Genomic DNA, 24036 nt, shown 5'->3' on the forward strand with positions numbered 1-24036 from the left:
CACCTCACCGTCCAAATTATAGTTTTAAGTTTGCGCGCTTGACATTTGAAAAGTGGAATGCTATCTCTTTACCGTTCTCGGAACTCTCAACAGTGACAACGTCGTTTTCGCATGAGATGATCTTCCCAATCAAAACCGAAACCCCTTCAATGGGTTCCTTGAGAATCACCTTTGCCTTCTCACCTGTGAATCTTACGTAATCCTTCAAATCCCTTAGAGCGCGTTCCAGTCCGGGAGACTCTACAACAAGTTCGTAAGAAAATGGGACGAGGTCCGCTGAATCAAGCGCTCTACCAAAATCGGCCGAGAATGATTCACAGTCGCTTATAGAAACATATCCATCGAGCTTATCGATCGTGATCTTAACAAGTCTTTTCTTACCTCTTCTTCCTAGCCCGAGATCATAGATCGAATAGCCCAGGTTGCTTGCGACTTGATTTGCCAGCTCGAAAAGCTCTTTCTTCAGGTCCTCCACAAACAACACCACCATAATAAAAAATAGAGGGCAAAACAAGCCCTCTCCCTTTGGGAGTATTTCAACTACAATCATTATAACTCTTTTGGCTCGGTCAGTCAACGTTAACCGTGATTTAGTCTGCTAGCGAGATGTCCTCCCTAGATGCGACAAACCCGGTTACAATTATTATTGCGATTGCTATCAGAAGATTAATTGCAGTGGGCAAAACGACCATGGGAAAAGTGAAGTCAAGCATTGAGATTCCCTGGAGTACGACAAGGAGGGAGGTAGTTGGGAGACTTCGACTGAACGATTCGAGCCAATCGGGGAACATTGAATGAGGTATCAGAATTCCGCTCAGAATCAATACCGCTGTGACAAGCGTTATTGACGTTAGTTGAGCACTCCTTGAAGAATTCAGTAATGTCCCTATGAGAAGTCCTATAGATGTAAACAGGAGAATGTAGACTTCTAACACCACCACATAAAGAATCAGATTCGACGCAATTTCAAGCCCAAAAAATCTTCCGGCCGTAATGAAGATCAAAACCTGCGCAGTTGAAAAAATCAAAAAACTGACCGCCTTGGCAATTATATATTTCACTGATCCCACATCTGATAGTCGGAGAAGATCTATCACACCGTTCCTTCTGTCTTCATAGATACCCGTAGCAGCTCCTATTGATGTCATGAACATAATCGTTGTTACCAGAACTATAGGAAAGAGAAGTGAAGAGAAGCTTAGCTTAGACTCGGAGATACCTTCAACTTTGAGAGAGGGTGCTACGTAGTTCGGGTCGATCTCCACGGTCTTCATGAATTCGGGATCTGCTACAACCGGAAGGGCTTTGAACTCTCTCAGAACATTGCTCAAAACCTGATAGACGGCAACTGCAGTTTGCATTGATCCTGGGTTTGGAATGAAAACCAGTTCAGAGGGTTCCTGAAAGAGAAGCTTGTTCGCAAATCCTCTGGGAATTATGAAGACCCCGTCGAGTTTGTCGATCACTGAGTCTATCTCCTCTCTGTTCGATAGCTGAAGTATGTTCTCTCCTTTCAGCATAGAGGTCGCGTACTGCACAAAAAAGAGACCTATGAAAGTCTTGTCTTCATTTATTATTCCTATTCTTAGGTCGGAATAACCTCCCGTTTCGGAGGTTATAGAAGATATGGCCGCCAAAATAACTGGCAAAAGGATAAGCACAAACAGAAAAGCCCTCGATTTAACTATTAGAAGAAGATCGTTCTTAACAAGTCTAAGGAATCTCAAGTAACGTCCCTCTCTTCACTATTGACTTTCTGTGATTATCTATAGAGCCTTTTCATTTATTATACTCTATCAATAAATACAAAATGTCAACGCCGGCTTCCCGCAGGATCTGCAGCTGTTGCTCTTCTTGAGAAAGAACCGTTATCGTTGTTGTGCTTGTTTAAGCGGTCAGATGGTAGAATCACAATAAGAACTGTTCCTTTGGTTTTTTCGTCAAATTTCAGAGTACGATCTTGGAGGTGAATAAATGAGGAGATTTATGGTACTTGCACTCCTGGTTATTGGAGCTTTATCAGTTGCGAGCGTCGGCACTATGTCGGGACGTCTTCCAGCTCAAGCGCATACGGTACTTGTAGTTGAAGATTTAGAAAACAATTACAACGTTTCCAAAAAAGCCGTTCTCATGGATATGGTATTGAATCAGCTTGCCATAGAGCAACTGATAGCGCAGTACGTCGAAATGTTGGCTTACAATAATGGCCTAGATCCGAAAGACATATATAAGGCTTTTGATGGAGATCTCGGACTTGCTGTCTGGGTAGATTCAGAAGGTACGGATCGTCTTGTAATTGTACTTGGACCAACTGAGAATCCAAAGGCGTTGAAGGCGGCTATCGAAAAGATACTTCCGCAGCTTCTACCCTCAGAGATTGAACTAAATATCGCCGTTGATCAGGAGTACCTCTTCATTGGTGATATTGAGCAGTATGCAGTTACAGAAAAGGGATTTAATCTTTCTCTGGTCACTGAAGGTCTAACGCCTGGGTTTGCTTACTTCTACTCTTCGGTGGGAGATGTTGTTCAGAAGGGTTCGTTGTGGAATGAGGAGGGGATTCTGATTGCTGAGGCTCTTTCGGTCCCCCTTTCTGAAGAGACCAGAGAGAGGTTCTCTTCCGCACTTGAAGGTGCTTCGGTGGTTGAACTGGAAGCCGGTTACCACCTTCCGCTCGTCTCCGGCTTTGCAAAGATAAATGATCTTTCTTTTCTCTCAGACCTAAATATCGAACAGCTCGGACTTCTTCCTTTAGAGTTGGGAGAACTCAAAATAGGCACTCAGGATATCACAGAGTTTTCCGAAGAGATGACGGGAGAAATCATGGTAGATGCCAACATCTCAGTTGACGATATATTCGCAAGTCTCATGGGCTCTGAGGGAACTACTTCAGGAGCAACAGACTCGGTAGGATATTCCTATGTCCTGAGAGCAGGCTACAGTGGAACCTTAGATGATCTTAAATTTCGCCTTGAAAAAGCCGATCCGGATCTCAAGATTCTCGTCATTGAGAATGGTTTATCTATAGAAGATCAGTATATTTGGGTTAGCGACGGGTGGCTTTACGTTTCTTCAAGTAACCAGGTGAAGATCACGAAAGAACTTCAGGAAGGCGCGATAGTATCTGATCTAGAAGTATATAATGATCTGTTGAAGTTCTCTGGATCTGAAGGTTTTGCCAGGCTTTTCTTGGATTCCGGTTACATACTTACTGGATTAATGGGAGTGGAAATAGAGAGTGGTGTTCTAGTGAATAGCCAGTATGTAAGAGAGATAGGTGGTATTAGAAGCACAATAGTGATCAAGTAAAAAAAAAGAAGCCCCTGCGCCAAGCGGAGTGACAGGGGCAAGAACATCTCGATAACATAATTATACCTATTTTCTTCCCGTTAGTCAAGTGTATACTCATAGGAGATCAGTTTTGCGCATTGACAAATTCTTGAAAATGAACGGAATTATCAAACGAAGAGTAGTAGCCAAGCAGGCAATTGAAAAGGGCTACGTATTCAGAAACAAGATCAGAGCAAAGCCTTCTTCGGAAGTTGAGCCCGGAGATCTTGTTTCAGTAAGATTTTTCAACAGAGTACTTGTAGTAAGAGTAAAAGAGGGATTCGAGTCAGAGATCGTGGAGGAAACTAGAGTAGAATCTCCCCGGAGTTGATCTCGAGGATCACTCCGTCTTCTCTTTCAAGGCATAAAGATGAGGGAGTGATGCTATTAATTATACCAGTGATTTTTTCACCATTGGGTAGGGATACAGTTATTTCATCTTTTTCCGCAAAAGCTAGATATTTTTTCCATCTGCGTGTTAGATATCTGTTTTTCCCTCGAATTAGATAGTTTTTTCGAAGGAACTCTACTCTCTTAAGAACTTTATCGAGAAGCATTTCCAGTGATATGTGTTTGTTAATAACCATTCCCAGACTTATGGCGATCTGCCTAATCTCTTCAGGGAGTTCGTTGTTTACATTTATCCCGACGCCTACCACAATAGCGTTTACCGATATCCCCGAGAAGATCGCTTCGGTCAAAATACCTGCCACTTTCCTTTTTCCAATGAGCACGTCGTTTGGCCACTTTATGCCAACTGAATTAATACCCATCTTGATCATCGTTTCTGCGACAGCTACCGAAACTACTTTTGTGTACTCATTGGGTTCCCTTATCAACGACGGTTTGAAGACTATAGAGAACCACAATCCGCCCTTATTGGAGTACCAGAAACTATTGTGCCTTCCATAACCCGAAGTTTGCGAGAGAGCCCAGACGACGGTTCCGGAGGGAAGTTTGTCCAGGTTATTCTTGGCGTACACATTTGTTGAGTCTATTTCGGAGAATGATACAATGTTTTCGCCTACCATCATGGTCGGGATTTCATCCTCAAAATCCGAGTGAATCTGGCGAAAAACGTCAAATCTCCTCTGTCCCTTCAAAAGCATTTTTCTCCTCGGGAAAGACGCCAGACTTCACCTCTTCATCAAATCTTCGAAGTGCTGATATGATATTGGATTTAAGATCGGCAAATCTCTTAATGTATCTTGGACTCGATTCGTCGTTGATGCCTAGTAGATCATGCCATCGAAGAAACTGCCCGTCACAATATCGACCTGAACCCAGACCGATTGTGGGGACAGAACTATCTTCCGTAAGCCTTTTCGCTACATCCTCGACAACCATTTCAAGAAGTATTGCAAAGACGCCCGCCTCCTCTAATTCGTTGACAGACTCAATCAGCCTCTTTATGCTTTTTTCGTCTCTTCCCTGTACAGGATATTCTCCGACCAAACTTGCGTGATGTGGAGTTATCCCGATATGACCCATTACAGGAAAACCACTATCAACCAAATATTTTATAAGGTTTGCAGTCTCGAAACCGCCTTCGATTTTGACAGCGCTGGCTCCATGTCTCAAAAAGGAGACCACGTTTTCAACGGCTTTTTCCCTGGAACATTGATAAGAGCCAAAGGGCATATCGGCAACTATAAAACTATTTTCCGCTCCCCTTCTGACTGACTTTAAAGACCATATCATTTCGTCCATTGTTACCGAGAGAGTATCCCTTTTCCCCATCACAAGCGTTCCGAGAGAATCCCCTACTATGATCATGTCCAGTCCTGCTTCTTCAGCAAACTTCGCTTCAAAATAGCTGTAAGCAGAGATCACAGACAGTTTACTTTGACCCTTCGTTTCAACGATTTCTCTCACATTCATTCTAATCTCACATCTCCTTTAGAAATGATGCTACCAGGACCTTGCACCTTCTTCAAAGAATCAATGGGGCTAGTTAGTATCTTTACTTAGATTATACATTTTAGTCCATCGCCAAGAAAGTCCATGTAAGGAAGAGACGGGTTCTGTTAGATCGATAATCAAAGACCTCAAGCCCGAGAATAAAGAAAAGTTATATAATTAATTATTCCTCTGAGGAGAGTGTAATGAAGCGAAGAGTTGAGTTTTTACTTCCGATAATCATGGTTTCTTTGATGATATTTGGACTTGTCGTTCTGTACAGCGCTACTTTCGGTGAAAGGGAGGAGTATCTGTTTGGAAGACAATTGGTCTGGGTCCTGCTTTCTTGTGCAGTTTTCGTCTTTACTGCGTATGTTGTAAAGAAAGAGCTCTGGAAAAGCTTATCTTTCCCATTAATCATCCTTTCGACAGTTTCACTCGCGGCAGTTCTCTATCTAGATTCTAGTGAAGCTTCAAGAAGGTGGATAGACCTAGGAATAGCAAGTTTTCAACCGTCAGAGCTAGCGAAATTCTCGTTGATAATTTTCCTTGGGAATGTTTATTCAAGAGACGCTAAGCACAGGTTTGGATTGTTTTCGCTGGGTATATTTTTCACTCTTGTTTTTGTGGGACTTATATATCTAGAACCCGATCTGGGCACCACAATCATTGTATTGATCATATGGTATTTCATGACGTTGATTAGCAAGAGATATGACAGGCTTATGATCGCAATAACTGTTCTAATTGCCTTTTTGGCTCCTATTGTTTTCATGTTTGGTCTAAAACCCTACCAAAGAGACAGATTGTTGAGCTTCCTTCATCCTGAAGAATACGCTTCCGGAGCTGCATACAATACGATTCAGGCAATAAGAGCAATAGGTTCGGGCGGCCTTAAAGGGACGGGATATCTTCAGGGTACAATGAACAGACTGGGATATGTTCCCGCAGATCACACGGATTTCATCTTTTCGGTTCTTGGTGAGGAGTTCGGTTTCATCGGAGCTGTAACTCTGCTTGTTCTGTACCTGCTCCTTTTATGGAGGATTTGGTCCATTACAAGAAAAACTGGCAGTGAGTTTGGTAGAATAGTTCTTAGCGGGATATTCGCAGTTTTTGCATTTCACGTCGTTGAAAATGTTGGGATGAATCTTGGACTCCTGCCTGTTACTGGAATCCCTTTGCCATTTGTTAGTTATGGCGGGTCGTCGTCTATGTTATTTGCGCTTCAGTTAGGGATTGTACATAGTTATTCTGTGAAAGAGATCGAATATGATAAAGAGCAGAGAGAGTAGCTTATTGCGAGGGGGTACAAATGAGACTTATTGAATCAGTCCCAAATTTCAGTGAAGGAAGAAGACTTGACGTTGTTGAACGGATTGTAGAAGAGGCCAAGAAGATTGAAGGCGTCTGGATTCTTGATTACTCAAGCGATCCAGATCACAATCGTTCTGTAATCACTATTACCGGTGAACCGGAAGCTGTGGAAGCTGCTTTGTTTAACATGACTCTTAAAGCAAAAGAACTGATTGATCTTAATAATCACTCAGGTGAACATCCAAGAATGGGCGCCACTGATGTTATCCCTCTTGTTCCTGTAATGAATGTAACAAAAGAAGAATGCATTGCGCTTTCAAAGAAACTTGGGAAAAGAATAGGAGAGGAACTTCGAATTCCGGTCTACCTGTATGAGGATTCTGCATCAACGCCCGAACGAGTTAGCCTTTCAAACATAAGGAAGGGAGAATTCGAGAACTTCGCTTCAAAGATTGCTTCCGACCAGTGGAAGCCAGATTTCGGTCCCTCAGAGATTCACCCGTCTGCCGGAGTAACGGCTGTTGGTTGTAGGGAATACTTGATTGCCTTCAACGTGAATCTTGGCACGAATAAGATAGAGATTGCAAACAAGATTGCGAAGTCTGTAAGGCATATAAGCGGAGGATTTCGCTATGTGAAGGCTCTTGGCTTCAAGCTGGAGGATAGGGATATAGTGCAGATTTCAATGAATATGACTAACTATAGAAAGACTCCGCTTTTCAGAGTCTTTGAGGTGATAAAGTCAGAGGCTGAAAGACATGGAGTTCCCATAGTCGGATCGGAGATAGTTGGATTAACGCCACTTCAGGCGCTTGTGGATGTTGCAGATCATTATTTGAGATTAGAAAAGTTCACAAGCTCTTCGATCCTTGAGAAAAAAGTCCTGGACTTCATTGCGGACAAGGAAAGGTAATGGTAAAAGCTGACCTTGCAATCTTGAATATTGGGCAGATAGCTTCTCCGAAAAAGGCAGGCCCAATAAGAGGCAAGGAGATGTCCTCTCTTGAAACACGACACAATATGCATATCGCAATCGAGGGAGGGAAGATATCCTATGTTGGTAGGGAAAACGTAGAGGCCGGTGAGTACATAGATGGAACTGGACTCGTGGTCATTCCTGGATTTGTAGATAGTCACACTCATATTCCCTTCATAGGTAGCAGAAGCAAAGAGTTTTTGATGCGGCTGTCCGGCAAGAGCTACATGGAAATAATGAAGACCGGTGGGGGTATAAGATCAACAGTTAAAGAGGTGAGGAAGGCTTCGGCTTCTGAATTGGTAGCGGAGTCACTTAGACATCTCGATCGCATGCTTTCCCTCGGAGTCACTACTATCGAAGGAAAAAGCGGCTACGGTCTCGACAAAGAAAATGAATTGAAGCAGCTGAAGGTTTTGAAAACACTTGATTCCATTCATCCAGTTGATGTTGTCCCGACTTTTCTTGGTGCGCATGCTGTAGCCGAGGAGTATGAATCGTCGGACAGTTTTCTCTACTCGATGGCAGAAATGCTCGATGACGTGTCAGAGTATACCGATACAGTCGACATCTTCTGTGAAAATGGTGTCTTTAGTGAGAAACAGTCCAGGTGGTATTTAAAGCGAGCAAAGGAAAAGGGATTCAAATTGAAGCTTCACGCCGATGAGCTTTCTGCGTCTGGAGGCGGAAGACTGGCAGTTGAGTTGGGGGCGCTTTCGGCAGACCATTTGATTTCTGCCGACGATGGGACCTTGGAGCTCTTATCGAATAGCAATACGGTTGCAACGCTCCTGCCGGGAACTTCCTTCTTTCTTAACGAGGCCTTTGCAAAGGGGAGGGAACTCGTTGACCGCGGCGCCATAGTTGCGCTGGCATCGGACTTCAATCCAGGTTCATGCAATATTTATGATCCCTTTTTCATAATCTTTCTAGCTGTTTCCCGTTGCGGTTTGTCTGTAGAAGAGGCAATAATCGCTTATACTGTGAACAGCGCTAAAGCCTTGTGCCTTGAGGATAGAAAAGGGAGGATCGAGGCAGGATTCGATGCCGACCTTGTTCTGATCAAGGCCGGTGACTACAGCGAAATAGTATACAACTTTTCCAGGAACATTGTAAGGGGAGTAATAAAGAGCGGAAAAAGGGTAAGATGAATATTAGGATTGTTGGTACAGGAAAACCAAAGTCAAATTTCATTGTTGAAGGTATAGAACAATACAGAAAGTGGCTTGGTGCTTTTGGAAGAGTTGATCTAGAATATTTCCCGCTTGGTGGGACGACCGCCAGAGAAAGAGAGCAAGTGAAGGAGAGAGAGGGCAGAAGATACTTGAAAGCTGCAGATTCGCAGGACAAGATTCTGCTTCTTGATGCCCAAGGGGAACAGTACTCGTCGCAGGAGTTTGCACGAATGCTTGAAAAATGGCAAAATATAGGTGTAAGCAATCTGTCTTTCTTTGTAGGAGGACCTTTAGGTTTCAGTAATGAGGTCCTCTCTAAGGGCTGGCAGAAACTGTCTTTGTCAAGGATGACCTTTACTCACGAAATGGCTGTTCTTATCCTATTGGAGCAGCTTTTTCGGGCATTTGCGATCCTGGGCAACAGACCGTATCATTATTGATCTGGAGGTGCAAATCAGAAGTGGAAGACCCTACTAGTAGCGGGGATCCTGTATCGATTTTATTGAATCTGTTATTGCTTGGCTTTCTTCTTTATCTTTCGGGTGTCTTCTCTGGAACAGAAACTGCTCTTATGTCAATGGGTAAATTAAAACTACGTGATCTTGTCGATAGCAAAGAAAAGCGATTCAGCAAGTCGGTGAAGTTTTTTGTTCAAAACCCGAATTCAGTTCTCACAGCAATTCTGGTAATGAACAATGTTGTCAACATACTGTCTTCGTCACTTGCAACCTTGCTTGCATTGCAGCTTCTTCCAGATAACTCGGCTGGAGTTGCCGCAGCGTTAGTGACGGGCATTATGACCTTTCTCATTCTCATCTTTGGAGAAATCACACCCAAAATCTATGCGCGTGAGAATTCCGAGCGTTTATTCAGAAGAACAATCACCTTTATATCGGCAATCACGATTGTCTTGAAACCAATATTGTGGTTATTATTGCGGATTTCGGGTTTCTTTATAGTAATTATCGGTGGGAAAAAGGCCGAATTCGCACCTTTCATAACTGAAGACGAAATAAAATCTGCAGTAGATGCGGGGCATAAGGAAGGGGTTCTTCAGTCGGAAGAGAGAATGATTATGAAGAGAACTCTGGAGCTGAAAGATATATCGGTGAAGGAGATCATGACGCCCAGAGTCGAAATCGTTGCTCTTGAGGAAGAACAACCGTTGATAGATCTGATGGAACTCGTGCAGTCCGAAGGATACTCTAGATATCCGATCTACAGGGAGAATATCGATAGGATTGTGGGTGTTTGCTATGCTAAAGATCTTCTGAACTTCATTCTCGACAGAAAGGACAACGATGTGCTCCAGACGATTCGTGTCGAAGAGATTATGAGGTATCCATATTTTGTTCCTGAGACGAAGAAGGTTGACGATCTTCTTAGGGAGTTCAAAGAGAAGAAGAATCATCTTGCAGTTGTTATAGATGAGTATGGAGGAACTGCCGGTATCATTACCATGGAAGATGTCATCGAAGAGCTTACGGGTGAAATACTGGACGAATACGATGAAGAGTCTGAAGAGATAATGATAGAGAGATTGGGAGAAAGAGAATACATAGTTGATGGAATGACTCCGATAAACGATATTGAGAGAGAACTGGAACAGCCATTTCCTGAAACGGAGTTCGAGACAATTGGCGGTTACCTGCTGGAAGTTCTTGAGAGATTTCCGGAAGTGGGAGAAAAGATTATCGTAGACGGATTCACTTTCGAAATTCTTGCTGCAGGAAAGAACAAAGTTGAGAAAATCAGGCTGATTGTAGACAGGAGGAGCGTTGATGATAGACAGATTGGAGGAGAAGGCACTAATACAGAAAGCTATTGAGGCTAAGGAGCGATCATACTCCCCTTACTCGAAATTTCCCGTTGGTGCGGCTCTACTTACCGAAGAAGGCCGAGTTTTCGTAGGAACCAATGTTGAAAACAGTTCATACGGACTATCTATGTGCGCAGAGAGGTCGGCCATCGTTTCGGCTGTTTCAAATGGGTACAGGAAGTTCAAAAGTATAGCTATAGTAAGTGACAGGAAGGAGCCGACTTCTCCTTGTGGAGCCTGCAGGCAGTTTATGGTGGAATTTGGGAACTTTGAAGTGATATTAGTGGGAGAAGAAAATATTAAGAGAACAACTACATTTGAGTTGCTGCCGATGCATTTTGAGATGGAGAAGTGAAATGGAGCGTTCAGTTGGAGAAGAGAGGATTTTTTCAGGAAGAATTCTGGGGCTTGAAAGACATACAGTCATTTTGCAGGATGGAAGCGTAGCTCTCAGAGAGGTGGTTAGGCATCCCGGGGCCGTCGCGATTGTCGCATTTGTCAGTGAGCAGTTGCTTCTTGTAAGGCAGTTCCGATTTCCGGTTCAGAAGTACATGCTTGAAATACCGGCTGGAAAGCTTGATGCGGGCGAGAGACCTGAAGACTGTGCTAGAAGAGAGTTGCTTGAGGAAACTGGCTACGTACCAAGATTTCTGCACAAATTGATTACAATAGAAACCTCTCCGGGCTTTTCTGATGAGATAATTCACATATATGTTGCTGAAGTAGAGAAGTCTCAGGAGCCTTGCCCCGATGAGGGGGAATTTGTTGAGCCGGTTCTAATTGATTCTAAAGAGGTTTTAGACATGATAATTGGTGGTCAAATTACCGATAGCAAGACAGTTTCTGGTATTTTGCTCGCTTTTGCTGGAAGGGAAAGTGATAAGTATGATTAGAGTTAGATTTGCTCCAAGCCCAACCGGATACCTCCATGTTGGAGGAGCTAGAACTGCGCTGTTCAACTACTTGTTTGCAAGGCACTACGGTGGAAAGCTTGTTCTCCGTGTCGAAGACACCGATATTTCCAGATCCACCAAGGAATTTGAGGATCAGCTAATGGAGTCGCTTCTGTGGCTTGGTATAACATGGGATGAGGGTCCAGATGTCGGTGGCGCTTTTGGCCCCTACAGACAAAGTGAGAGAGGTCCAGTTTACAGGGAAATGATCGGGGATTTGCTCCAAAGGGGACAGGCTTACGAAGTCCATGCTTATCCTGAAGAGATAGAGGAACTGCATGACAAATTGCTATCAGAAGGGAAGGCGCCACACTATGATCAAGAGATGCTTAAGGTCTTCAACACTGACGAAAGAATCTCTGAGTTCGAATCCAAAGGATTGAGACCTGTCGTTTTTTTCAAGATGCCTCGGAAAGAGTACAGGCTCCCAGATTTGATAAAGGGTGAAGTAGTCTTTAAGGAGGGGGCAATTGGAGATTTCGTGATTATGCGCTCCAACGGCCAACCTATCTATAACTTCGCTGTAGTGGCGGACGACATCACAATGGAGATCTCGCACGTGATACGGGGAGACGACCATCTTTCCAATACTCTAAGGCAACTCGCGCTCTATGAAGCCTTTGGAGCTCCAATACCCTCCTTTGCCCATGTTTCGATGATCCTTGGACCTGATGGAAAGAAACTAAGTAAAAGACATGGCGACACCTCGGTTGAGCAGTTCAGGGACAGGGGCTTTTTGCCTGAGGCCTTCTTCAATTTCCTTACACTGCTTGGCTGGTCACACCCGGACGGCAAAGAGATTCTGAATCACGAAGAGATTGTAGAGAGTTTCTCCATTGAAAGGGTCAACACAAGCGCTGCAATATTTGATGAGACGAAAGCCAAGTGGATGAACGGGGTTTACATTCGCGAATCTGATCTTGAAAGGATAACCGATTTGGCAGTCCCCTTCATTATTCAATCGAAATTAATGGATGCAGAAGACGCCGTTGCCAATAGGAAATGGCTGAAAAGAGCCGTTGATTCCGTTCGAAAGGGTGTGGAAACACTCTCCGAAATACCGGATAAGATGAGGCTATATTTCGAAGACCCTCAGGTGACTGTTTTCACTCCTTCAAACGATGTTGAAAAGGGTGTTTATAAAGCTTTAGAAGCTTTCAAAGATCGAGTTGAGTATCTTGACTCATGGAACAACGATGAAATAATTGGGGCAATAAGAGGCATTCTCAAAGATCTGAAACCGGACAGAAAGGCTTTCTATATGACCCTGAGAAGGATACTCACATCTGTCGAAGAGGGGCCCGAATTAGTAGACATTATTTTTCTCTTGGGAAGGAACAAGACTCTCAACAGACTCCAGCGAGCACTCAACTCTATATAGACAAAGAGGCCAATCAAGGCCTCTTTTTGTTTGTCATGATTCCTTTTCATAAGGTGTACCGGAAGCTGCTGGAGACCGTGTCTTCCCAATGAATCCTCCGACTACTATCAGCGTAACCACAAACGGAAGCATATTGAAAAGAGGTTTTACGCTGGCCGAAACAGAGACTATAGAGCTGCTCTGTAACTGAAGATTCATTGCTTCCGCAGCGCCAAAGAGAATTGCGGCCCACATGGCTCCAACGGGATTCCAGTTACCCAGTATCATCGCGGCAAGCGCAATAAACCCTCTTCCGTGAATCATATTTTCGACGAATCTTCCAAGCTCTCCGACTGAAAGAAAGGCTCCGGCTAGGCTTGCAAAAACGCCACTCATAAGAACACCGAAATATCTGATCTTGAAAACGTTTATTCCAAGAGTATCGGCAGCTTCGGGGTTTTCTCCGACAGCTCTCATTCTAAGCCCAAGGGGAGTCTTGTACATCAAGAACCAGCTGGCGATTACCGCGATAATGGCTAGGTAAGTAAAGGGGCTCATAGAACCAAAAATATCTCCGATAAAGGGAATCTCACTTAGCCAGCCAGCATCAAGATATGGCACCCGGCCTATGAAGTCTGTTTGACCCTCGTTACCAAAGATAGGAATCATCAAGAATGAAGTTGTGCCTTGTGCAATTATTACAAGAGCGGTAGCACTTACAATCTGGTTGGCAGACCACCTTATACTTGCCCACGCATGGAACCAAGTAAAGCCAGTACCGATAATTACTGCCATCAGAACCCCGAGCCAGGCATTTCCGGTTATTAGAGTGAAAACTATCGAAGTAAAGGCTCCCATTAGCATGATGCCTTCGAGCGCAATGTTAGTAACTCCCGTGATTTCACTATATGTTCCTCCGAGAGCAGCAAAGATTAAAGGAGTCGCAGAGAGCAGCGTTAGTTTATAGAACAAGGGGTTGACCAGAATTGCAAAGATCGCTTCGATCCAGCTCATATTGCAGTCACTCCTTTCTTTCGCTTCCAGGAAATCAGCGTTGATACTATTCTTTCGGCTGCCACGAGGAATATCACTATACCTTGAATTATCGAAACAATGTCGTTTGGAATCTGAGCTCGAATTTGCATCGCATTTGAACCGGTTCTTAGGGCAGCTATAAGAAGAGCAGCGAAGATTATTCCAATCGGGTTGTTTCTTCCTATAAGCGCAATCGTTATTCCATCAAAGCCTCTTCCTCCAGTGAGTTCTCCAACGAATCGATGAGGCGGAACACCAATAAGATCGACAATTCCTGCCATTCCTGCCAGAGCGCCACTTATCGCCATAGTAAGAATTATGCTCTTCCTGATGCTTATACCTCCATACTCTGCAGCATGAGGGTTGAATCCGACTGCCTTCAGCTTATAGCCTGTTGTAGTCTTTTCAATCAAGATATACATGATTATTGCAACAGCAACAGCAATGAAAATTCCGATGCTGAGTTCAGTCGCTTGAACCTTCAAGATCACAGGAAGTTTCGACGCCTCCGCAATCTCAGGACTCTTTGGAGTTCCGGAGCCCACTGCGAGAGGCCCAGTTACCATATAAGATGCCAAGTTAGAAGCAATCCAGTTCAGCATAATCGTTGAGATTACTTCGTGGGCACCGGTGAAGGCTTTGAGAAATCCGGCAATTGAAGCCCAAAAAGCTCCTGCAAGCATTCCCGCGAGAATAGAAAGAGGGATCGCTATAATTGACGGAATTCCACCGATGTTCATAGCGACCACTGCGCCTATAAGAGCGCCCATTGTCATCTGACCTTCAGCACCTATGTTAAAGACACCTGCTCTGAATCCAAAACCTACGGCGAGACCGGTAAGGATCAGAGGCGTCATCTTCATTATAGTGTCTGCTATAGCTTCCTGGCTGCCAAAGGCTCCATCAAGCATTATCGCGTAAGCGGTGATTGGATTCTTTCCGATCATGATGATAATTATGGAGGCGATGAGGAGAGCTATCAAAACGGAGACGATAGGAACTAGTAAAGCATATATTTTGCCCGTGTTCATGATTGATCACTCCGTTCCCTAACGACTTCGGTCTTCTTATGGCCCGCCATCATAAGGCCAATCTCCTCTCTATTAACTTCATGCGGAGCCACTTCTCCCATTATCTGACCTTCGTAGAAGACAAGTATTCTGTCTGACAGAGAAAAGATCTCATCGAGCTCCATCGAAATCAGCAGCAATGCGATTCCCTTATCCCGCATAGATATCAGCGTCTTATGAATGAACTCTATCGCACCAATATCAAGCCCTCTTGTTGGCTGAGAGACTACAACCACTTTGGGTTCAATGGGTACTATGCTGATCTCGCGGCCCACTACAACCTTCTGTTGGTTCCCTCCGGAGAGATTTCCAGTGATCATGTTTATATTCTTTGGCCTTATATCAAAAGTCTCAACAACATCACTTGCGAAGGTCTTGACAGCTTTCAAATTTATGAAGCCCTCTTGGGAAAATGGTTCCTCATCCTGCTTCCCCAGTATGAGGTTATAATAGACGGGATATTGCATTATCATGCCCCTTTTGTGTCGATCTTCAGGGATGTGTGTCATTCCGGCCTCTCTAATCTCAAGAGCTGTATGATTTGTCAGATCTTCTCCATTGAGGAAAATTCTTCCCTTTTCAACCTTTCTAAGTCCAGTAATTGCTTCAACTAGTTCCGTCTGGCCATTTCCCGCGACGCCGGCGATACCTACTATCTCGCCCCGACGAACTACGAAGGACACGCCATTTACGGTGTCGAGATTTCTGTTATCCTTTACGTGGAGATCTTTTATCTCCAAAACGGTCTCCCCTGCCTTTTTCTCTTCTTTTTCGACTCTGAGGAGGACCTCCCTGCCGACCATCATATTGGCGAGTTGTCTTGGATTAGTGTCTTTAGTATTGACTTGACCGGTCACCTTTCCCAATCTCATGACCGTAACTCTGTCAGTAATAGCCATTACCTCATTCAATTTGTGAGTAATGAAGACTATTGTCTTGCCGTTTTCCTTAAGAACACGGAGTATTTTGAAAAGTTCCTCTGTTTCTTGAGGGGTAAGAACCGCAGTTGGTTCATCGAAAATCAAGATCTCTGCACCCCTATAAAGGATCTTAAGGATCTCAACTCTTTGTTGCATGCCAACTGGAATGTCTTCGATATATGCATCGACATCGACGGCCAAGCCGTATTTTTTCGAGAGCTCTATTACTATCTTTCTTGCCCTGCCGGAGTCCATGAATAGCTTCAAGGGTCCTCGCCTAGGTTCAGATCCTAAGACGACATTTTCGGCTACCGTTTGATTGTCTACAAGCATGAAATGCTGGTGAACCATTCCTATTCCCATATCTATGGCATCTTTCGGCCCGTTGATTATCGTCTTTCTACCGTTAATAAAAACCTCCCCTTCATCAGGGGTATAAAGGCCATAAAGCTGGTTCATCAGGGTGGTTTTTCCAGCACCGTTTTCACCGACAAGTGCGTGAATCTCGGCCTTTCTGACTTCAAAATTCACATGATCATTGGCCAAAACAGAAGGGAATTGCTTCACTATGCCTTTCATGGCTACTGCAATACCAGAGAGATCGAGGTTTTCAACGTAATTCAGGTCCACACGCCCACCTCCATCGTACATGATACGAAAGATCGGGAGAGTTTACTCTCCCGATCTTTGATATCACACGGTTGTGTGAAGAGCTTCCATTAAGGAAGGGTTATTTCTGGGACAACGAAAGCGTCAAGTTTTTCCTGAGTATCAGGAACAACTAGCGTTCCGGCTTTTATTAGACCCTTCAGGAACTCGACATGAGAAAGGATAGTCGGTCCTACTATATCCTTGGTATAGGTCATAGGGCTTATGCCCACGCCTTCATCCTTTATACCCAGTGTCTTTGCTCCAGGTTCGAATGTTCCCAGAGCAATACTCATGACGGCCTGATAAGAAGCCATGTCGACTCTCTTAACTGAGCTTGTAAGAACTCTTCCAGGAGCCATGTAATCCTGATCGACATCGACACCAACTGCGAAGAAGCCCTCACCCTTCTCAGCTGCGGCCTCGATGACTCCATTTCCACAGGCCCCTGCGGCATGGAAGACAATATCCGCGCCTTCTGCGAACTGAGCGATGGCAAGGTCCTTTCCCTTCTTCGGATCGTTGAAGTCCATCGTATATCCCTGAAGCATGCTTATGGTCTTTCCATGGAGTTCTTCGTAAACTCTGATTCCAGCTTCATAGCCATAGCGGAACCTTTCGACCGGAGGAATTGGGAGACCACCGACAAAACCTACCATGTTTGTTTTCGTCATCGCTGCAACAACGTAGCCAACTAGGAAAGCCCCTTCCTGTTCTTTGAAAAGATAAGTCGCAACGTTGTTGGGCATGTTCTCGATCGGATCGATGTCGATTCCAATGAAGTAAGTGTCCGGGAACTGAGGAGCAACCTTGTAAAGCGCATCGGCCATCATGAAGCCTACTCCAAAAATAATGTCTGCTTCCTTGGCGGCATTAGACAGATTTGGAATGTAGTCGGCCTGCTCTTTCGACTGGACTACTTCTCTCTCCAGTCCGAGAAAATCAGAGGCCTTTACTATTCCTTCCCACGTGCCGTCGTTAAAAGACTTGTCACCAAGTCCTCCGACGTCTGTAACCATGATTACCTTCATAGCCATTACCGGGAGAGCAAACATTAGAATAAGTGAGAACACCAACAAAAGTCTTAGTTTCATTCAACAACACTCCCTTTCTTATGAGATAGTAAGATCCAAAGAACTGATAATGCAATTATACCCGCAAAAACTGTCAAAAACAAAGCGTTTACTGAGGGATCAATAGATATTCTTAGCATCGGAGATCCGCCTTGAACAAAGAGATTTAGGGTATCGATACCCGACAGAACGATTAAGAAATAAGCTGTGATCACTGCAAGATTGATGAAGGACATAACCGGTTTTCGCACAACGAACAATGTAATTGAGAGCAAGAGAAGAGCCACGACAAGCGATGCAAATTTGGGAACTCTGTAAACCTTAACTGGAACTGAAGAAGGGGCGTCATTCAGAAGAGGGGCCATCTTTTCATGGTAATCATCAAGGGCGACTTCGAGTTCCGGCTTCGACTGAAGCTCCGTTTCCAGTGAATTAGAGAAATCCTCTCTCATTCTACTACCTGCGAAACTAACAATCCTCTCTGAAGTTGCGATTAAAGTTGATATGGCAGCTTCGTAACCTTTACGATTTCTTTCGCTGTCGCGAATGAAACCTTCTATATCTTTTGTAAGGCCTTCTAATTCAGAGACATAAGTATTCTGATTTTCAATTGACATATATTCACTGAATGCCGGTGCAGCCACTCTAAGCCTTCCGTTTGAGTCGACACTAAAACTCATTTTAGCAGCCGTTGAGAAAGAGTTCATCTTGTTCGGGATGATTACTCTCAAGACTCTCTTAAAGCTATTCAATTCACTTGAAACAAGCGAGTTTAAGTCTCTTGTTTGAAGGCTAATCATCGATTCCGGCGCAAGAAAGACATCATTTTTCAAAGTTGAATAGTAAACGGAATCATAGAATCCTTCAAAGCTGTCCATAAGGAGTTCAGGCTGTTCGTTGAGAAGGTTCATGAATGGCAGTAATGCTATCAAGAAAAGGAGAAGGAGTTTCAGAATAAGTATCCTGCTCCTTTTTCTTCTATTGAATGCGGCTGCAACAGTAAGTAAGAACACGAAAGCAAAGGCTGGCAGAGCAACAACTGAATGAAGCGACAAATCAAATATGCCCGTGGTTATCTCTCCGATGAAGAAGATATAAAGCGTTTCCAGGATTATTATTATTCCAATAACATACTTTCTCATAGCAGGAACAACTGTGAATCCTAAAATGGTAATCAGTGCATAGGCCAATACTCTTAACCACCAGAGATCGATACGTTTATCAATACTTGAAACTAGGCTCTTTGAAAGCTCGTTCCTTATTCCTCCCATTATGTTTGCCTGAATCGGAACGATCTTCCTTACCTCGCTTTCGATGTCGCTTTCTATTAGACCCGTAGGAGTAAACTGTTTTATAGATAAAAGCTGGGCTCCCATCTGGATCTTCTCTACTATTTGAGATCTTAATTCTTGATTCTCCTCAAGAACATCCATCAAATCCTGAAAGTAGGAGTCTTCAGGTATGGAACCAATCTCTAATCCCGGGATGTCCTTAACTCTTATCTCAACGGATTCAGGATAAAATGGGGCGTTATCAATCAATCCAATTGATCTAAGAAGCCAAAGTCTGAAAAGTTCTCTTCCCAAAGACATAATTTCTGCATTACCTACCTGTGAAAGATCCATCGCAGTTTGAACTGCTAATCTGTTGACCTCCTCATCGACGAGCGAGCTAATGCTATATTCTTTGTTGCTTATGGTCGAAATTGCTGAATTAAGCGCATCAATTACACTTCTGTTTGAAAGGCTTAGAATTTCTTTTTCTGAATCATATGGTGCATCAGCTTCTAAACTATAGGGAGAAAAGGAATCCGTCACCAGAAGTTCGTCAGGAAATAAATCGGGTTTGGTTTCTATTAGGCCCAGAGAAAAAGCGATCCATTCTTTGTAGACTTCTCCGGCCATTTCACGTACTCTTGAGGAGTATGTATTGAAGACCTCAAGGTAAGCCGGCATTTCATTGAGTGTATGTATTTCAAAAGGCTTTCCAGAAATATCAGTAAGGACCCAGGCGAGAAAGGCACTGTAGGCGATTCTGTCATCGATATCACGAAACTCACTTTCATCGAATGCTTCAATATGCCTGGTAAGAAGTCCGGCAATAGTTGTAGAACTTTCCTTCTTTTCTATGCTCCCGACCATCTGAAGTTTGTAAAGTCTGTAGACAGACAAATAATCGAGATCTTCAATCAGCTTCAGAACTTTTGGAAGACTTGGCTCTTCCTTATTGTAGTCTTCTACGTAGGCCTTGAAATCTTCGATAATAACTTTCTGGCTAAAAGAAAAGGAAAGAATGGCGATCGCCAGAAACACAATGACCGAGAGTAATCTCTTTGGCACTTCACACCTCCAGCCCGATCACTTGTTTAACATATTCTCAATAGCATTGATTATCACATTGAGACCGGTAGTATTTGCGGCCCCGTCAGGTAAAACTATATCACAAAAGTATTTTTGCGGTTCTATGAAACTCTCGAAAGAGGGGGCGACAAATTTTCTGTATTGTTCGATTATGCTCTCTATTGATCTCCCTCGTTCCTTTGTATCCCGTTCAATTCTTCTAATTAGCCTTTCATCAGCCGGTGCATCTATGTAGATCGAAAAATCGAAGAGATCCCTCATTTCTTTCTTGAACATTACCAAAAGTCCTTCGACAATAATCAGCGGTTTAGGTATGAACTTTCTACATATTCCAGACTCACGCCTATAGGTCACCATACTATAGACAGGAACCATAATGCTTTTGTTCTCTTTAACGGATCTCAGATGCTCTTCGAAAAGCTCAAAATCAAAGGCCCTAGGGGAGTCAAAGTTGAATTCTCTTGGATCGGTGCCTGGATCGAGATTCTTATAATAGTCATCCATAGAAAGAACCGCAGCTCGCTCCATGAAATGATTGAAGATCATATTTGTCACCGACGTCTTTCCTGCCCCGCTGCCGCCAATTATTGAAACGAGGATCATTAATGCTTTATTCCTTTCTTTGAAGATCCATAAGTCATGCTAAAAGCAAGTGACCGGAAAGAAGCCGAAATATCTATCTCTTCGTTTATGATCCCCTGAGGTAAAGAAATTCTTATTGGCGCAAAATTTACTATGCCCTTTATACCTGCCTCCGTTAGCAGATCGGCGGTACTTTGCGCCGCGCTTGCCGGAACGGTAATCACACCGATTTCAATATTCCGACTTTTGACTATTTCTTTCAATTTGGCCGTGGACTCAATCGCGAGGTTATTTGGCATGGGCATTCCTATCTTGTTAGGATTGTTGTCGAACAATGCCTTTGCAACGAATCCCGATTTGGAAAGGCCTGGATAGTTGGCCAGCGCCATCCCTAGATTTCCCATTCCAACTATACACGTATTCCACCTCTTTCTGATTCCCAGTATCTCGCTTATGCTGTCAAGAAGAAGCTCGGTGTTGTAACCTACGCCCCTTTTGCCAAACTCGCCAAAATATGAAAGGTCTTTTCTGACTTGACTGGCTTTGATGCCTAGCCTGTCGGCAAAGTCTTTTGAAGATATGCTAGATACCCCAGAGATCACCAGGTTCTCTAGGCATCTGTGAAATATTGCAAGTCTCTTGATCGTGGGCTTGGGAATCTTTCTACTGTCCATTATCTATCTTCCTCCAGGAGTTTCATTGCGAAAATTATATCATGGTTACCGTCGGTTCATCTTTGATTGAGCCACTCAAAAATGTGAGACAGCTACGTGCTATAATTACCTTTAGAATGTTCATAATGTAGACTGGAGCACATTCTATGGAAAAGAGAGTTGTCTTGAAAAGCCAGTTCGTATCAGTACTAATGCTGATCATATCTCTTTTCCTTTTTCTTGAAACTTTGTACATTATTAGATATGTGAAGGAATCGCGGTCAGCTGAATTTGAGGTAACTTTTTATGATAATACTACACCGATCAGGATTCTCCTGGATGATGAAGGATACGTTCTTCAACCTGGGGAGAGTTTGGTGCTAAGTATTGGGCGAAATGACGAAGTGATTGTCGAGCAAGAAGTAGCGGGAAGATACACTGTAAGAGGTGGCGGAAAGATAGTCAATGTGAGTATTCCGCATGTGAAAGTGAGTGTAAAGTGATGGGGAATTATCGAAAGACGGAGATGGTCAATCTCGTAATCTTTGTTTTCGGTTCATATATAGATTACAGATTGCAGGAGGTTCAACCTGTTCTTGAGAAAAGATTTGGGCCAGCAGACTACATTTCAAAGGCTCTGGATTTTGATAGGTACACATCTTATTACAATGATGAAATGGGATATGGCTTGAGGGGAAAATTGATCTCCTTTAAAAGGCTTATTCACCCACAACAGATTTCTCTGATAAAAAGATTGACGAATGCGATAGAAGATCATTTCACGTTGGAGGGCAATCGAAAAGTAAATCTGGATCCGGGTTACATTCATCATGCGCAGTTCGTGCTGGCCTCTACGAAGCACTGGGCAAATCGTGTTTATGTTGGAGACGGCATATATGCAGAAATTACGCTTATGTTTATCGATGGCTCTTTGAAACCTCTTCCATACACTTATCCCAATTACAAAGATCGTGAATACATAGAAGAGCTTATGAAAATCAGGGAGTTGTATCTTCTCAAGAGAAAGGAAAGGCTATGAAGCTCGGAGTTCTTTCTCTGGGATGCTCAAAGAATATCGCTGACATGGACAACTTCGTGGGGATAATGGCTAATAGAGGACACGAGATAGTTGAAGATGCTTCAGTTGCGGATTTGATAATTATAGACACCTGCGGCTTTATTGACGAAGCAAAAAAGGAGAGTGTGGAGGAAATCTTCAAATTCATTTCTCTTAAGCAAGAGAATCCCGGATTGAAGGTAATAGCTGTAGGGTGTCTTGTGCAGCGATATTTTGATGAACTAAAATCGGAAATTGCTGAGATAGATGGACTTATAGGAGTTACAAGTCCATTTACTCTTGCAGATCTAATTGAAAATGGGGAATTCTTCTATTTGAAGGAGCCAGATGGAGTATACGACTATTCCAGTAGAGTGGTCAGCAGTAAGTATTCTGCTTATGTGAAGATAGGAGATGGTTGTAACAGAAACTGCGCCTTTTGTTCTATTCCTAATTTCAAGGGGAAGTCGGTAAGTCGAAATCCAGATAGTATAGTGAAAGAGACACTTTCTCTCATAAGAAAAGGAGTAAAGGAGATCGATCTCGTTTCTCAGGATTGTACACAATATGGAAAAGACTTGAACGAGAAAACGGATCTCAAGAGCCTTCTTGAGAGGCTCAACAATATTGATGGGGATTTCTGGATAAGGGTTCTTTATCTTCATCCTGATCACGTTGACAACGAGCTTGTCGATTCGATTCTCTCACTGTCAAAAGTCGTAGATTATTTTGATATTCCAGTTCAAAGCGGTTCCACAAGGATCTTGAAGAAGATGGGGAGGATAAAGGATTCAGATCGGTTGCGCGAGCTGCTGTTTGGAATAAGGCAAAAGGCTCCTCACGCTATTCTGAGAACAACCTTGCTGATTGGTTTTCCCGGTGAAAGTGAAGCAACATTCAATGAAACCCTTGATTTTGTGAGAAGTGTAAAATTCGATAGACTTGGAGCCTTTGTTTATTCCAGCGAAGAAGGGACTCAGGCATTCGGCCTGAAGAGGACGATCGGCAGAAAGGCAGCTAAGGAAATGCTCAATTCGTTGCTTGAAGAACAGGATACAATTTCAGCCGGAAGGCTTTCCCAGTTCAAAGGACAGATAATGACTGTTCTTGTTGAAGAAAGCGGTTCAAGTTATTCGCTTGGAAGAGCCTATAACAGTGCGCCAGACGTCGACGGAGTGGTAGTACTTAAAGGTCATAATGAGGATGGGGTTTTTGTTAAAGCGAGAATTACTGATTCTTATGAACATGACATGGAAGGTGTTATCTTGGATGAACTTGCCTAATATTTTAACTTTATCCAGAATGTTGCTTACTATACCTGCATTGCTGATGCTAATGAGCGGGAGTGTTGTGGGTCACTATTTTTCGTTTATTGTTTTCGTTGTCGCTGCTTTGACAGATTTCTTCGATGGCAGAATAGCGCGAAAACGCGGATTGGTTACGGATTTAGGAAAATTCCTTGACCAGATCTCCGATAAGATACTGGTTACGTCGGTTTTCTTAGGGTTTATGGGGCTATCTAGGATCAGTCTGTGGTTCCTCTTTATCCTCATATTCAGGGATACACTGGTGTCGGGGATTCGAATGGTTGCTTCAAGTAAGGGAAAAGTAATTGCCGCGGACATATTTGGCAAAGCCAAGACCGTGGCGCAAATTTCGCTCTTGATACTTCTTTACTCTAATTTGCTCTGGAAATTTCCCGCTGCGAGTTTGATGGTTTGGTTCGAGATCCTTGTTGCTATCATAACGGCGTTAAGTGGGGGCAATTACCTACTTAAGAATCTTGATATCTTTAAGGGAGGAAAGTAA

25 protein-coding genes are annotated in these 24036 nt (G+C 43.5%); 14 read left to right on the forward strand and 11 right to left on the reverse strand.

All coding sequences use genetic code 11. From position 1 onward, the window contains the following. Positions 1-16 precede the first annotated feature (16 nt). Together rimP and V513_RS04285 are read right to left on the reverse strand one after the other, a co-directional pair. On the reverse strand, positions 17-475 hold the full coding sequence (gene rimP / locus V513_RS04280; RefSeq protein WP_257211940.1) for a ribosome maturation factor RimP: 459 nt from the start codon (positions 473-475) through the stop codon (positions 17-19). Positions 476-590: 115 nt separating this feature from the next. Then, positions 591-1727, reverse strand: a complete 1137-nt coding sequence (locus V513_RS04285; protein ID WP_099771839.1) for an ABC transporter permease — start codon at positions 1725-1727, stop codon at positions 591-593. A 247-nt stretch (positions 1728-1974) separates the two neighbouring features. On the opposite strand from V513_RS04285, the gene V513_RS04290 reads away from it, so the two are divergent. After that, a complete protein-coding gene (locus tag V513_RS04290; protein ID WP_099771840.1) occupies positions 1975-3309 on the forward strand; it encodes a hypothetical protein in 1335 nt (444 codons plus the stop codon). 112 nt (positions 3310-3421) lie between these two features. After that, positions 3422-3661: a S4 domain-containing protein gene (locus V513_RS04295; RefSeq protein WP_006491924.1), complete on the forward strand. Its 240-nt coding sequence runs from the start codon at positions 3422-3424 to the stop codon at positions 3659-3661. Here V513_RS04295 and V513_RS04300 read toward each other — a convergent pair. Both V513_RS04300 and panB read right to left on the reverse strand, forming a co-directional pair. Further along, positions 3636-4439: a biotin--[acetyl-CoA-carboxylase] ligase gene (locus V513_RS04300; RefSeq protein WP_014730213.1), complete on the reverse strand. Its 804-nt coding sequence runs from the start codon at positions 4437-4439 to the stop codon at positions 3636-3638. The genes V513_RS04295 and V513_RS04300 overlap by 26 nt on opposite strands. After that, a complete protein-coding gene (panB, locus tag V513_RS04305) occupies positions 4411-5211 on the reverse strand; it encodes a 3-methyl-2-oxobutanoate hydroxymethyltransferase (protein ID WP_099771841.1) in 801 nt (266 codons plus the stop codon). The genes V513_RS04300 and panB overlap by 29 nt, the downstream gene beginning before the upstream one ends. A gap of 224 nt (positions 5212-5435) precedes the next feature. On the opposite strand from panB, the gene rodA reads away from it, so the two are divergent. From rodA to gltX, 8 genes are read left to right on the forward strand one after another with little or no spacing between them, the layout of a single operon-like run. Continuing rightward, positions 5436-6524 (forward strand): rod shape-determining protein RodA, encoded by a 1089-nt coding sequence (gene rodA, locus V513_RS04310; protein ID WP_099771842.1) that lies wholly within the window; start codon positions 5436-5438, stop codon positions 6522-6524. Between the two features lie 20 nt (positions 6525-6544). After that, positions 6545-7459 carry a glutamate formimidoyltransferase gene (ftcD, locus tag V513_RS04315; RefSeq protein WP_006491928.1) on the forward strand — a complete coding sequence of 305 codons (915 nt, stop codon included), beginning with the start codon at positions 6545-6547 and terminating at the stop codon, positions 7457-7459. Continuing rightward, positions 7459-8673 carry an imidazolonepropionase gene (gene hutI / locus V513_RS04320; protein WP_099771843.1) on the forward strand — a complete coding sequence of 405 codons (1215 nt, stop codon included), beginning with the start codon at positions 7459-7461 and terminating at the stop codon, positions 8671-8673. Before ftcD ends, hutI begins: the two co-directional genes overlap by 1 nt. Beyond that, positions 8670-9137, forward strand: a complete 468-nt coding sequence (locus V513_RS04325; protein WP_099771844.1) for a 23S rRNA (pseudouridine(1915)-N(3))-methyltransferase RlmH — start codon at positions 8670-8672, stop codon at positions 9135-9137. The genes hutI and V513_RS04325 overlap by 4 nt, the downstream gene beginning before the upstream one ends. 20 nt (positions 9138-9157) lie before the next feature. Continuing rightward, a complete protein-coding gene (locus V513_RS04330; protein WP_099771845.1) occupies positions 9158-10525 on the forward strand; it encodes a hemolysin family protein in 1368 nt (455 codons plus the stop codon). Beyond that, positions 10479-10871 carry a cytidine deaminase gene (locus V513_RS04335; protein WP_099771846.1) on the forward strand — a complete coding sequence of 131 codons (393 nt, stop codon included), beginning with the start codon at positions 10479-10481 and terminating at the stop codon, positions 10869-10871. Before V513_RS04330 ends, V513_RS04335 begins: the two co-directional genes overlap by 47 nt. Position 10872: 1 nt before the next feature. After that, entirely contained in the window at positions 10873-11409 is a 537-nt protein-coding gene (locus tag V513_RS04340) for an NUDIX hydrolase (RefSeq protein WP_099771847.1), read from the forward strand. Next, entirely contained in the window at positions 11402-12850 is a 1449-nt protein-coding gene (gene gltX / locus V513_RS04345; protein ID WP_099771848.1) for a glutamate--tRNA ligase, read from the forward strand. The genes V513_RS04340 and gltX overlap by 8 nt, the downstream gene beginning before the upstream one ends. Positions 12851-12883: 33 nt before the next feature. Here the strand turns inward: gltX and V513_RS04350 are convergent, their stop codons facing one another. From V513_RS04350 to V513_RS04380, 7 genes are all read right to left on the reverse strand, one after another. Then, on the reverse strand, positions 12884-13843 hold the full coding sequence (locus tag V513_RS04350) for an ABC transporter permease (RefSeq protein ID WP_099771849.1): 960 nt from the start codon (positions 13841-13843) through the stop codon (positions 12884-12886). After that, the gene (locus V513_RS04355; protein ID WP_099771850.1) at positions 13840-14895 is read right to left on the reverse strand and encodes an ABC transporter permease; all 1056 of its coding nucleotides are present in this window, start codon (positions 14893-14895) and stop codon (positions 13840-13842) included. Before V513_RS04355 ends, V513_RS04350 begins: the two co-directional genes overlap by 4 nt. Next, complete coding sequence (locus tag V513_RS04360) at positions 14892-16433, reverse strand: ABC transporter ATP-binding protein (protein WP_180274844.1); 1542 nt, start codon at positions 16431-16433, stop codon at positions 14892-14894. The genes V513_RS04355 and V513_RS04360 overlap by 4 nt, the downstream gene beginning before the upstream one ends. A gap of 140 nt (positions 16434-16573) precedes the next feature. Beyond that, positions 16574-17596, reverse strand: a complete 1023-nt coding sequence (locus V513_RS04365) for a BMP family lipoprotein (protein ID WP_099771852.1) — start codon at positions 17594-17596, stop codon at positions 16574-16576. Continuing rightward, on the reverse strand, positions 17593-19914 hold the full coding sequence (locus V513_RS04370; RefSeq protein ID WP_099771853.1) for a hypothetical protein: 2322 nt from the start codon (positions 19912-19914) through the stop codon (positions 17593-17595). Before V513_RS04370 ends, V513_RS04365 begins: the two co-directional genes overlap by 4 nt. An 18-nt stretch (positions 19915-19932) precedes the next feature. After that, positions 19933-20538, reverse strand: coding sequence for a uridine kinase (gene udk / locus V513_RS04375; protein ID WP_099771854.1), 606 nt, complete (start codon positions 20536-20538; stop codon positions 19933-19935). Continuing rightward, complete coding sequence (locus V513_RS04380) at positions 20538-21191, reverse strand: redox-sensing transcriptional repressor Rex (protein WP_099771855.1); 654 nt, start codon at positions 21189-21191, stop codon at positions 20538-20540. Before V513_RS04380 ends, udk begins: the two co-directional genes overlap by 1 nt. A 146-nt stretch (positions 21192-21337) precedes the next feature. Here V513_RS04380 and V513_RS04385 point away from each other — a divergent pair, with 146 nt between their 5' ends. Genes V513_RS04385 through pgsA form a run of 4 tightly spaced genes read left to right on the forward strand, consistent with a single transcriptional unit; the run spans position 21338 to position 24036 of the window. Continuing rightward, positions 21338-21673 (forward strand): hypothetical protein, encoded by a 336-nt coding sequence (locus tag V513_RS04385; RefSeq protein ID WP_099771856.1) that lies wholly within the window; start codon positions 21338-21340, stop codon positions 21671-21673. Next, entirely contained in the window at positions 21673-22209 is a 537-nt protein-coding gene (locus tag V513_RS04390) for a DUF4416 family protein (protein WP_099771857.1), read from the forward strand. Before V513_RS04385 ends, V513_RS04390 begins: the two co-directional genes overlap by 1 nt. Beyond that, positions 22206-23510, forward strand: a complete 1305-nt coding sequence (rimO, locus tag V513_RS04395; protein ID WP_099771858.1) for a 30S ribosomal protein S12 methylthiotransferase RimO — start codon at positions 22206-22208, stop codon at positions 23508-23510. Before V513_RS04390 ends, rimO begins: the two co-directional genes overlap by 4 nt. Continuing rightward, on the forward strand, positions 23497-24036 hold the full coding sequence (pgsA, locus tag V513_RS04400) for a CDP-diacylglycerol--glycerol-3-phosphate 3-phosphatidyltransferase (protein ID WP_180274833.1): 540 nt from the start codon (positions 23497-23499) through the stop codon (positions 24034-24036). The genes rimO and pgsA overlap by 14 nt, the downstream gene beginning before the upstream one ends.

Origin of the sequence: Mesotoga sp. H07.pep.5.3 (genome assembly GCF_002752615.1) — a bacterium.
Lineage (GTDB): Bacteria > Thermotogota > Thermotogae > Petrotogales > Kosmotogaceae > Mesotoga > Mesotoga prima.